The organism is Tychonema sp. LEGE 06208 (genome assembly GCF_015207505.1).
Lineage (GTDB): Bacteria > Cyanobacteriota > Cyanobacteriia > Cyanobacteriales > Microcoleaceae > Microcoleus.
In genome coordinates this window covers 1-12,064 of record NZ_JADEWT010000160.1, presented here as the reverse complement: position 1 = coordinate 12,064, position 12,064 = coordinate 1, and the positions used below count along the sequence as shown (strand labels likewise).

Genomic DNA, 12,064 nt, shown 5'->3' with positions numbered 1-12,064 from the left:
GGGTTGGGGTGGGGTAAAAATATTTACGACTCCTGTAAGGATTGCTATAGAATAACTGGAACTGAGTCTAAATCTGATTTGCGTAATTTTAACCTTAATCAAGGAGACTGTTGTGGCAAATATTGCAGAGTTCGGGAAGTCGCGGAACAACAAAAACCAGTCGCAATATCGGTTGCTATCGACAATTGTTTTACTTTCTCTGCTATTGGCAGGGTATGCGGGCAATTACTTCAAAATCCCCATCATCCTCCATATAGACTGGCTATTTGGCAGTATTTTTGTCATGTTGGTTGTGAGGCTGTACGGGTTGGGTTGGGGCGCGATCGCCGCCGCAACTTCCAGCTTCTATACAATTTTGCTGTGGCACCATCCCTATGGCTTTATTCTCTACACTCTGGAAGCGATTTTTGTGGGTTGGGGATTGCGACATCGCAGCAGCAACTTATTACTCCTTGATGTTTTTTATTGGGGAATTATCGGATTTCCCCTGCTTTGGTTGCTCTATGCTTTTGTCGGTGAAATCCCCCCTCAAACTGTTTTATTAATTTCCTTCAAAAATCCCGTCAATCAAATTTGTAATAGCCTGATTGCCAGTCTAATTTTGACTCACACGCCCATTACCAAGTGGCTGCGTGCCAACACTATCAAAACTCATGCTTTTGAACAAACTCTTCTCAATTTGCTAGTAGCCTTTGTCTTGCTGCCAGCACTGGCACTGACTGTTTGGAACTGTCAGGATGCCACTTCTGTTCAAGAAAAAAATGTTTTAGTTCATCTAGAAGACACCAGACAAAATATTAGTATCGACCTGCTGAATTGGCACAAACAAAGTATGGTAAAATTGGAATCTCTAGCATCTAGCATTGAAGACCGCAATCCATCAAACCGTTCCCAAATACAGGAAAAAATTCAAATTGCTCAACAAACAATTTCCGAGTTTCGCAATCTCTACATTACAAATACAGACGGACAGATTCTCAATTCCACCCAGGAGAAAAACGCCACTGAAAAGGCTGCTAAACTGGACAATTTGCCGTTTCAGGCTTTACTGAAAGCAAAACAGCCAATACTTTCTGAGGTGATGGCGATATCCAACGCACCGACGATCTTTCAAACAGTACCTATTTTGCAGGGCGACAGCCTAGTGGGTCAAATTGTTGCAGAAATCGATGTAAATACCGTGAAACAAAGGTGGCTAGAGAGTCAAATCCCATCGACAAGCCGATCGACTCGGCTGATGAGTTTACTAGATAGCCAAGATCGGGTGATTGCTAGCACTCGTGACGAGCTGAAGGTAGGGCAACCCTTCGATCGAGATAAAAACGGTGAAATCTACCGGATCGATCGAAACACCCACATTTGGATACCGAATATTCCCAACATGGCTAAAGTCGTGCGCTGGAGAAAGTCATTTTACGTGTACAAGAGCGCAATTGGTGGCGATCTTCCCTGGATAGTGGCGATCGAAGAAGCCAACGCTCCCCATTTGGTAGCACTCGATGGAATTTATACCAAAAGCTTCGCTATTCTGATGGCGATCGCCATTCTGGCATCTGTTTTGGCAAAATATATTAGCAGCAGTTTAGTCAAACCCTTGCTGGAACTTGCCAATCTCACCAGCAATTTACCCGATAAACTCACAGAACAACAATCGCTACAAATTCCAGCCAGTTCAATTACCGAAATTAACACCCTGTCTAGTAACTTCCAACTCATGGCAATTGCTCTGCAAGACAAATTTCAGGAAATTCAGCAAGCCAGTTTAGAACTTCAGCAAGCAAAAGAAACTGCCGACAGCGCCAACGCAGCCAAAAGCGAATTCCTTGCCAACATGAGCCACGAATTACGCACCCCCCTCAACGGTGTTCTTGGCTACGCCCAAATCTTAAAACGCAGCGAACCTCTCACCGAAAAAGGGCAAAACGGCATCGATATCATCTATCAATGCGGTTCTCACTTATTGAATCTAATTAACGATGTATTGGAGCTTGCCAAAATCGAAGCCAGAAAATTAGAACTACATCCCACAGCCTTGCACCTGCCTTCTTTGTTGCAAAGCGTCGTCGAAATCAATCGCATTCGTGCGGAACAAAAAGGGATTATCTTCGATTTTCAAGTTGACGAAAAATTACCTATAGGTGTGTGGGTAGATGAAAAACGTTTGCGTCAAGTTCTGATCAACCTTCTGGGCAATGCCATCAAATTTACCGAGATCGGTAGCGTTACTTTTAAGATTGAATCCATCGCTCCAAAAATTCGCTTCCAGATAGAAGATACTGGAGTGGGTATGACTCCAGAACAAATCCAGAAAATCTTCCTCCCCTTTGAGCAAGTCGGCGATATCAAAAAGCAAGCTGAAGGAACTGGATTGGGATTGGCAATTACCCACAAAATTATCGAGCTGATGCAAAGCAAAATCGATGTTCAAAGTGTGTTAGGCGAAGGCAGCACCTTTTCCTTTGAACTAGAACTGCCTGAAGCTAAAAATTGGGCAGCCTCTTCTAGAGTGATGCCGCAAGGGGCGATCGAGGGTTATGCAGGTTCAAAATGCAAAATTCTCATCATCGACGATCGTTGGGAAAATCGTTCGGTGTTGGTTAATCTGCTAGAACCCATCGGCTTTGAAATTATCGAAGCTAACAATGGACAAGAAGGTATCGAACAGGCTTTGAAATTCTCGCCGGATTTAATTATTACTGATTTAGCGATGCCCGTGATGGATGGGTTTGAGTTTTTAGAGAAAGTGCGATCGTCTCCCCAACTGCACAACCAAATTGTTATCGTCTCCTCTGCCAGCGTCTTTGAGAGCGATCGGCACAAAAGCCTAGATGCTGGGGGAAATGATTTCTTACCCAAACCCGTGCAAGCCGAAATTTTGCTAGAACTCCTGCAAAAATATCTACAATTAGATTGGATTTATGACGGCAACAATCCACAGAAGCAGAATCCTCAACTTGCCCCCGATCGAATGCAGCCACCTGAACCCACAATCTTGCATCAACTCTTTGAGTTAGCCGAAGACGGAGAACTCGATGGCATCATTGAAATTGCTGGGCAAATTCAGGATACGAATACGGCTGCCTTTACCCGAGAACTTATCCGCCTTGCCGAAGCTTGCCAACTCAAACAATTGCGGGCATTTATTCAACACTACCTCCCTTAACACCCTCGAACCGGAAACCGACACCTATGTCATACTCAACCCGACCGTTTATCTTAATTGTGGATGACAATGAAGCTAACTTATTTGTGTTGTCCCAATCCTTAAAAGCTGCTGGCTATAAAGTCCGCATGGCGGTTGATGGCGAAGATGCTCTCACCCTAGTGAAACGCCACCAACCAGAACTAATTTTGCTTGACATTGAAATGCCGCAAATGAATGGTTTTGAAACCTGTCGGCACCTCCAGGAAAATCCTGCAACTAAAGGAATTCCAGTTATTTTTATGACGGCTTTAGCTGATGCCGAAAATAAAGTCAAAGGCTTATCGTTAGGTGCTGTCGATTACATCACCAAACCCTTTGAAGAAGCGGAAGTGCTAGCGCGGGTGAAAATCCACTGGCGACTGAAATGGCTGACGGATAGTTTAGAAAAGCAAGTAGTAGAACGTACCCAGGCATTGCAACAGGCTCAACTGAAATTGGTACAACAGGAGAAACTTTCGGCTTTGGGGCAATTAGTGGCTGGAGTTGCCCATGAAATTAATAATCCGATCGGTTGTATTGTGGGCAATGTCGGTGCTGTCCAAGATTACATCCATGATTTATTGAGTATCATCGATCTCTATCGCGAGAAATTCCCTGAACCCGGTACAGAAATTGAAGATGAATTAGAAGCGATCGACCTCGATTACGTGCGAGAAGATTTACCGAAGTTAATTCAGGCGATCGAAGATGGAGGATCTCGCATTACATCGATCAGCCAAAGTCTCCGTATTTTCTCCCGTTCCGATAGCAATACCAAGCAACTTTTCAACCTGTACGAAGGGCTCGATAGCACCTTGTTAATTCTGCGCCACCGGCTAAAAGCTAACGAACACCGTCCGGCGATCGAAGTTGTCACAGAGTACGATAATCTACCGAAAATCGAATGCTTTCCCGGTCAACTAAACCAAGTTTTGATGAATTTGCTAGCAAATGCGATCGATGCCCTAGAAGAGTCAAGTCAAGGACGCAGTTTTGCGGAAATCCAAGCCAATCCCAATAGGATCGCGGTTCGTACCAGTATGTTGGACGATCGCCACATCAAAATTACAATTGCCGATAACGGCGCGGGAATGACGGCAGAAGTCAAACAGCAGATTTTTGACCATTTGTTCACAACGAAGGCGATAGGAAAAGGCACTGGATTAGGATTGGCGATCGCCCGCCAGATTGTCGAAGAGACTCATGGGGGTAAGTTGAATTGCAACACTGTGGTTGGCGAGGGAACTGAATTTGCGATCGAGCTACCTGTGGCAGAAAAAAAATACCAGGTAGAAGGCATTAGTCAGTTAGGACAATATTATAAACAAAAGTTGTAGGGGTGCACTTCGCCAAAAATTTATTATCGTGAAAATCAATCACACAAACCGGCAACGCCAACTATAAAAATCTACCGTTAATTTATTGGTAAAATCGGGTTTGAAGGTCGGGACGCGTAATATTAATTCCGGCGGCACCGAGCAATTCAAATCCAGTCAAAAATCAACAATAACGGATGAATGTTACAACCGAAATCCCTCTAATTTATCAGCGTTAATCTGTGTTTGTCTGCCCTCATCTGCGGTAAAAGAAAAGAATGTATGAGCCGCAGATGACAAGGGATTGACGCAGATTCACGCAGAGGTCGAGAGATAGGAATAATTCCGATGCTAACAGATTTGAAATAAGTCGCGATCGAGAAAAATGTACGATCGCTATAACTATTTGACGATCGCCCATCAAGACACTCGCAGCCATCTCCCCCACTCCTAGGCAAGATGGCCCAAATCTCAACTATGCTAACGTAGGCAAGCAGCAATGCCTTGTCATGAAGGCGATTGACATACTTTAAAACAATTGATTTGATTAAGGAGCGGTGTATCCCCTATGGCAAACCTGATCGGCACAGACAGCAACGACTTTATTTTAGGAACTCCGCAGGGCGATCGAATTCGTGCTTTAGATGGCGATGACACGCTCCTGGGTGCGGGAGGAGATGACACCCTAGAGGGGGACGCGGGCAACGACCAACTGCTCGGAGGCGACGGAGCAGACTCGCTGTTTGGGGGCGAAGGAAATGACGAACTCATTGGCAACCAAGGCCGCGATTTTGCTTTAGGCGGAAACGGCGACGACTCAATTCTCGGCGGTTTGGGCAACGACGTCCTCGAAGGCAACGACGGGTTAGACACTGTATTCGGAGATGCCGGCGACGACGTGATTCGCGGCAACGCGGGCTTTGATGTGATTGCCGGCGGTACTGGCAATGACAGCCTGGTGGGGGGTGACGGCGACGATTCGGTGTTCGGGAATGCTGATGACGATTTTCTCTACGGAGATTCGGGGAATGATTCTCTCAACGGCGGTAGCGGCGGAGATCAACTGTTTGGCGGTGACGGCAACGACTATCTCCTCGGTGCCGACGGCGACGACACTTTGTATGGTAATGACGGCACTGATTCGCTCTTCGGTGACTCCGGCAACGACCAAATATTCGGGGGGAAGGCTGACGATACGGTTTTTGGTGGCAGCGGTTCCGATACGCTTCGCGGCGATTTAGGCGATGACTCGGTAATGGGAGATGAAGGCAACGACTTCCTCTTCGGTGGCAAAGGTAATGATGTTCTAGACGGCGGTTTTGGCGATGATTCCTTGGCCGGTGGTCTAGGTGACGATACAATTCTGGGCAGTTTCGGTAATGACAATTTATTTGGGGCAGAGGGTAATGATTCTCTGATCGGAGGTGAGGGTTCGGATACTCTGACTGGCGGTAGCGGCAGCGATGTCTTTGGATTGGGAGCGGGCCCGGGAAGTTTGGTTTTAATTACTGATTACAATGAGGCAGAGGATTTCTTTGGACTGCCTAACACTTTATCTTTCAGTCAACTGCAAGTGAGCCAAGGTAACGGCGCAAATCTCAGAGATACTGTAATTACGATCGACGGCAAGCTGTTAGCGATTTTGGTAGACACTCCATCGGCGCTGATTGATGCCAATGATTTTATCTCTGTGAGCGGGACGTTTAGCTCCAGGCCGACTTCGGAGACGACTCCGACTCCGGCGACGACTCCGACTCCGGCGACAACTCCGACTCCGGCGACAACTCCGACTCCGGCGACAACTCCGACTCCGGCGACGACTCCGACTCCGGCGACGACTCCGACTCCGGCGACGACTCCGACTGCTTCGAGGATTCCGACTGCGCCGACGACTCCGACTCCGGCGACGACTCCGACTCCGGCGACGACTCCGACTGCTTCGAGGATTCCGACTGCGCCGACTATTACGGCACCTGATTCGATGGTGTCAATTAGTTCGATCGCCCCGACTCCTACTCCCGGGCTGTTGCCAATGCCTGGCCAGACGCAGATTTTTCCTTCGATGCTGCCGAGTCCGACACCCGTACCTCCTACACCTTTCGGGTTCTAGGGGCACGAGGGCAACTCAGTTATGAGTTTTGAGTTAATGTCAAACTCACCAACTCAAAACTCATAACTCATAACTGATCGCTTAGGCTATTTAAGGCCTTGCTCAGTCTCGGCCGAGTCGTTTTCAGACTCGGCCGCAGAATCTTCTAGGGGAGATAATTGTTTGCTGTACCCCAAGAGCGATCGAAGTTTCATGCGCTGGATGTAAGGCCAGCCGCCATTGGCTTCAATATTCCTGATCAGTTTGTACATTGCTTGGCGGTTGTCGGGAAAAGACGCTTGAAACAAACCGTCCCGAATTTCCTGGTGCGAAGCTTCCAAAGCTCGCAGCAAAGCCAAAAGCAGTACGCTGTCTCCCTGACAACTTTCGGCTAAAGTCCGAATCGCCTGTGTCAGCGATTGCAGTTGAGACTGCAACTTTTCTGACTCTAAATTTGTGCCGTTGTCCATACTGCTGCTTCCTTTGAAATCTACAAGGCGTTTTTCCGGGGCCACTGGTGTCAACCGACTAATCGAGCTAGTGGCGATCGGCATTCGGGGCTAGGAGCAACGTAACTTAAGTAGGTTGACCTAAGCAATATTAATTTGCAACTCAAGTCAGGAAAAGAGCACAACCCGTCGTACCATGTGTATTGGGCGACGATCCGAAAATTTTGAGAAATCCTAAGTCAAGGCTTAATTTCACCGCAGTAGCTAGCTCGACTGTTTGAGTCAAACTCGGTGATGGCTTTCGGATGGTTGCACGGGCCCGGCCTGCCCGCGAGCAATTGTATTTTGCTCGAAATAGGGCTTTTTCTTAATATAATCCGATGTTGGAGATTGAGGTTGGCAATGAAATATCGTGCTTTAATTGTTGCACTTTTAGCATTTTGCATGAGTGCGCTGGTTGCTTGTTCTTCGGCTCCTGATACAACGGTGGCGACTACCGAGTTACTCACCTACGACCAGATCAAAGGTACTGGATTGGCAAATAACTGCCCTAGTTTGGCAGAAACTTCTCGCGGATCTATCCCTATTGAAGCGGGCGCAACCTATAAACTGACTGGTATGTGTTTGCAGCCCACAACTTATTTTGTGAAGGAAGAACCAGCAAACAAACGCCAAGAGGCAGAATTTGTGCCTGGTAAAGTGCTGACTCGGTTCACGTCGAGCATTGACCAAGTTCAAGGTACGCTAGAAGTTGGTAAGGATGGGACTCTGACTTTTACAGAAGAAGATGGCTTGGACTTTCAAGCAATTACGATTCTGTTACCGGGCGGAGAGCAAGTACCTTTCTTGTTCACTATTAAAGAACTGGTAGCCAGTTCCGAGCCAGGAGTGGTTGCTATCAATACTTCCACCGATTTGCGAGGAAATTTTAACGTTCCTTCTTACCGCAGCGGTACCTTTTTAGACCCTAAAGCTCGCGGGGTAGCCTCTGGTTACGACCATGCTGTAGCGCTTCCGGCTACTGACAACTCCAAACTCAAACGCTCTAATGTGAAGTTGGCTGACACCAACACAAAGGCGGGCAAAATTTCTCTGCAAGTTGCAAAAGTCAACAGCGCCACTGGCGAAATAGGCGGGATTTTTGAAAGCTTGCAGACTTCTGATACTGATTTGGGAGCTAGACCTGCTTTGGATGTGAAAATTCGCGGTTTATTTTACGCTCGCATCGAGCCTTCTGTTTCGTAAAATTGGCTTTTTGGATCGATCCTCTGCGAGGGCTTCGCCAACGAACTAGAGCAGTTTTTTGGCCTCAAGCTACTGCTCGCTCTTCATTAGCCAACAGTCTTTAGCAAGATCGCTGAAGACTGTTGACTAATGAATAAATTTATGATTAAACTATGATTGAGTTGCAATTTATTAAGAGACGATTTTTAATTATTTAAAGTTTTGCTTTTAAACCGTTTTCAGCTTATAATGCGGTGTGAAAAAATTGCCGTTAAATTTGAATTCCTACCTTGGGATAATCAGTTCAAATCTCTGCGCCTTCCCAAAATCAAACTCGCGTGTTCGCTGTCACAACGATTAAGTGCTAGGATTACACCACCTATAAATATTTTTTGTTAAGCTAGATTGGAAACTAGATATAAAGCAACATCAGTCCTCTGCTCTACCAACCCTTATGCCGCCATGTCTACCACAGCCCCGAACGAGCTAAAAAACGAAAATTTGCAATTGTTGCGCGAGTACCAAGATTCTGGCTCGAATGAAGTCCGCAATCAGTTAGTTCAACTGAATATTGGACTGGTGAGAAAAGAAGTTTACCACTGGCTCAACCAGTGCGGTGAAAGCTACGACGATTTGCAGCAAGTCGGGTGTATAGGGTTGATTAGGGCGATCGAGCGATTCGATCTGTCGAGGGGACACGCTTTTAGTTCCTTTGCAATTCCCTACATTCGGGGCGAAATTCAACACTACTTGCGAGACAAAAGCCCTTCGGTGCGATTTCCCCGCCACTGGCAGTCCCTGGAACGCAAGTCTGTCGCAGCAATCAAGGATTTGCAGGTGCAGTTCAACCGCAAACCTACGGATGCAGAAGTAGCCGCAGTGCTTGAGGTTTCTGTTGAAGAATGGCGAGAAATTAAGTTGGCCCACCTCAACCGATCGCCTCTGAGTTTGGACGCGCCGATGCAGGATGAAGATGAGGGTGCGACAAGTCTGGGCGAATTGATGCCCGATAGCAAGTATCGGAGTTTTCAGTTGGCCCAAGAGGATCGAATTCGCGTACAGCAAGCTTTGGCGATGTTGGAACAACGGACTCGCGAGATATTGGAGTTTGTTTTTCTCTACGATTTGACTCAGAAGGAAACCGCCGAACGCTTGGGTATCAGTGCGGTAACAGTTTCTCGGCGAGTTAAGAAGGGACTCGATTTGCTCAAGGAAATTATGACGAAGCAGCTTTAGTCAGTAGTCAGTAGTCAGTTGTCAGTAGTTATTGGTTATTGGTTATTGGTTATTGGTTATTGGTTATTGGTTATTGGTTATTGGTTATTGGTTATTGGTTATTGGTTATTGGTTATTGGTTATTGGTTATTGGTTATTGGTTATTGGTTATTGGTTACTTGCTACGAATTCCCAATTTTCAATTCCTAATAACAACTAACAACTAACAACTAACAGCTAACAGCTAACAGCTAACAGCTAACAGCTAACAACTAACAACTAACAGCTAACAGTCAACAGTCAACAGTCAACAGTCAACAGTCAACAGTCAACAGTCATTTGCTACTAATGACTAATGACTGAGGACTAATGACTAATTTTTAGATGCTTCCGACAAATTTATCGAGCCTTTCTACAGCTTTTTTAATTGTGTCTAAATCGGTGGCGTAAGATAAACGAATGTGGTCGTCTGCACCAAAGGCAATCCCAGGAATAACTGCTACTTGTTGCTGTTCTAGGAAAGCGTCGGAAAATTCTAGAGAAGTCATTCCCGTTTTGCTGATGTTGACAAACATATAGAAAGCACCGTCTGGTTTGATGCAGCTAATTCCGGGGATGGCATCGAGCAATTCAAATATTACTTTACGCCGATCGGCAAAAGCTAGTCGCATTTTTTCGACAGACTCTTGGCTGCTTTCCAAAGCTGCGATCGCGCCGTACTGTGCAAAGGTACACACGTTTGAGGTACTGTGACCTTGAATGGTACCCGCGGCCTTGATTAGTTCGACCGGCCCGGCTAAATAGCCAATGCGCCAGCCTGTCATCGAGTAACCTTTGGCAAAACCGCTGCTAACGATCGTGCGAGCGAAGATTTCTTTACCCACGGAACCGATGCTGACGTGTTGAGCGCCGTCATATATAATTTTTTCGTAAATCTCGTCAGAAACGACTAAAATATCTCGATCGACTATCACCTCGGCCAAGGCTTTGATTTCCGCTGGAGAGTACACCATTCCCGTCGGGTTACAAGGCGAATTCAGCACAAATAACTTGGTTTTAGGAGTAATCGCTCGGTTGAGTTGTTCCGGTGTAATTTTATATGCTGTCGAAGCATCTGTCGGTACAATTACGGGTGTGCCGCTGGCGAGTTTGACCATTTCTGGATAACTCACCCAGTAGGGAGCCGGAATAATTACTTCGTCTCCAAACTCAATCAGAGCCATCATCAGATTGTAGAGGGAATGCTTGCCGCCGTTGGTGACAATGATATTTTCCGGTTGATAGTTGAGATTGTTGTCCTCGCGGAGTTTGCGGGCGATCGCAGCCTTTAACAGCGGTTCTCCAGCCACTGGGCCGTACTTAGTCTTCCCCGCGTCCAGAGCTTGCTTAGCCGCTGTTTTAATGTGTTCGGGCGTATCAAAGTCTGGTTCTCCCGCACTCAAACTACAGACATCTATTCCTGCGGCCTTCATGGCTTTCGCCTTAGCTGCGATCGCCAAGGTTATCGAAGGAAGAACCTCACCCACTCGTGCTGTCAACTCGATCATTGGATTTTAGATACTATATTTTTGACTTTAGATCATAGGTTGACAAATCTTGATATTCAACCCTGGTGTTAGGGAATTATGACATTTGTTTACATAGTACGCAAAGGATTAAACAATTTACAAATAAAAATTAAAGAAGTTCTCAGCAAAAATTTAGACCTTAGTTTAAGGCCCAGATTGCATCTGTGGAGTAAATCTCAAATCTTAAATCGACTCACCTCACCTGCATAGGGAGACAAGCCCCAGAGAGGTTCGCCGGCAGCCCCAAAATTTAGACCCCGAAAATTTAGATTTTAGTGTGAATCTCAAATCTTAAATTTAAAATCTCAAATCTCAAATCGATTGGCGCTATGATTGTACCATTTTTGATTCCTCGTTACCTTCAACACCGACCTGCAAGCTTATGGATCTCAAATCTCTGATTCGCGACATTCCTGATTTCCCCAAGCCGGGAATAATGTTTAGAGACATTACAACTTTGCTGTCCAACCCGCAAGGCCTCAGCTACACCATTGACAGCTTAGCCGAAAAATGCTCTGCAATGTCTGCTGACTATGTGGTGGGTATGGAATCGCGGGGCTTCATCTTTGGCGCGCCCTTGGCTTATAAAATGGGAATAGGCTTTATTCCTGTCCGCAAGCCGGGGAAACTGCCAGGAGAAGTTTATTCTGCTGAGTACGAGTTGGAGTACGGTGTCGATCAACTGGAGATGCACCGAAACGCGATGAAATCCGGCAGCCGGGTGCTGGTTGTGGACGATTTGATCGCCACTGGCGGAACGGCGGTAGCAACGGCTCAGTTGTTGCAGCAAGCAAGCTGCGAGCTTATCGGTTTTGCTTTTGTCATTGAATTGCAGGCTTTGGGCGGCAGGCAGAAATTGCCTGATGTGCCAATTGTTACCTTAGTTGAGTATTAGTCAGTAGTCAGTAGTCAGTAGTCAGTAGTCAGTAGTCAGTAGTCAGTAGTCAGTAGTCAGTAGTCAGTAGTCAGTAGTCAGTAGTCAGTAGTCAGTAGTCAGTAGTCAGTAGTCAGTAGTCAGT

9 protein-coding genes are annotated in these 12,064 nt (G+C 46.3%); 6 read left to right on the top strand and 3 right to left on the bottom strand.

Annotated elements, in window-relative coordinates:
* Positions 1-112: 112 nt before the first annotated feature.
* The gene (locus IQ263_RS26335; RefSeq protein WP_194071029.1) at positions 113-3,163 is read left to right on the top strand and encodes an ATP-binding protein; all 3,051 of its coding nucleotides are present in this window, start codon (positions 113-115) and stop codon (positions 3,161-3,163) included.
* A gap of 26 nt (positions 3,164-3,189) precedes the next feature.
* Positions 3,190-4,521 carry a sensor histidine kinase gene (locus IQ263_RS26330; RefSeq protein ID WP_194071028.1) on the top strand — a complete coding sequence of 444 codons (1,332 nt, stop codon included), beginning with the start codon at positions 3,190-3,192 and terminating at the stop codon, positions 4,519-4,521.
* Positions 4,522-4,756: 235 nt separating this feature from the next.
* Here the strand turns inward: IQ263_RS26330 and IQ263_RS26325 are convergent, their stop codons facing one another.
* Positions 4,757-4,939 carry a hypothetical protein gene (locus tag IQ263_RS26325; RefSeq protein WP_194071027.1) on the bottom strand — a complete coding sequence of 61 codons (183 nt, stop codon included), beginning with the start codon at positions 4,937-4,939 and terminating at the stop codon, positions 4,757-4,759.
* A 129-nt stretch (positions 4,940-5,068) separates the two neighbouring features.
* Here IQ263_RS26325 and IQ263_RS26320 point away from each other — a divergent pair, with 129 nt between their 5' ends.
* The gene (locus IQ263_RS26320) at positions 5,069-6,610 is read left to right on the top strand and encodes a calcium-binding protein (RefSeq protein ID WP_194071026.1); all 1,542 of its coding nucleotides are present in this window, start codon (positions 5,069-5,071) and stop codon (positions 6,608-6,610) included.
* A gap of 86 nt (positions 6,611-6,696) precedes the next feature.
* Here the strand turns inward: IQ263_RS26320 and IQ263_RS26315 are convergent, their stop codons facing one another.
* Positions 6,697-7,143, bottom strand: a complete 447-nt coding sequence (locus tag IQ263_RS26315) for a hypothetical protein (protein WP_333196714.1) — start codon at positions 7,141-7,143, stop codon at positions 6,697-6,699.
* Positions 7,144-7,440: 297 nt separating this feature from the next.
* Here IQ263_RS26315 and psbO point away from each other — a divergent pair, with 297 nt between their 5' ends.
* Complete coding sequence (gene psbO, locus IQ263_RS26310; RefSeq protein WP_194008047.1) at positions 7,441-8,283, top strand: photosystem II manganese-stabilizing polypeptide; 843 nt, start codon at positions 7,441-7,443, stop codon at positions 8,281-8,283.
* A gap of 441 nt (positions 8,284-8,724) precedes the next feature.
* The gene (locus IQ263_RS26305; protein WP_194071025.1) at positions 8,725-9,498 is read left to right on the top strand and encodes an RNA polymerase sigma factor SigF; all 774 of its coding nucleotides are present in this window, start codon (positions 8,725-8,727) and stop codon (positions 9,496-9,498) included.
* A gap of 359 nt (positions 9,499-9,857) precedes the next feature.
* On the opposite strand, the gene IQ263_RS26300 is transcribed toward IQ263_RS26305, so the two are convergent.
* The gene (locus IQ263_RS26300) at positions 9,858-11,024 is read right to left on the bottom strand and encodes a pyridoxal phosphate-dependent aminotransferase (protein ID WP_228050380.1); all 1,167 of its coding nucleotides are present in this window, start codon (positions 11,022-11,024) and stop codon (positions 9,858-9,860) included.
* Between the two features lie 403 nt (positions 11,025-11,427).
* Here IQ263_RS26300 and IQ263_RS26295 point away from each other — a divergent pair, with 403 nt between their 5' ends.
* Complete coding sequence (locus tag IQ263_RS26295) at positions 11,428-11,940, top strand: adenine phosphoribosyltransferase (protein WP_194071024.1); 513 nt, start codon at positions 11,428-11,430, stop codon at positions 11,938-11,940.
* Positions 11,941-12,064: the final 124 nt, after the last annotated feature.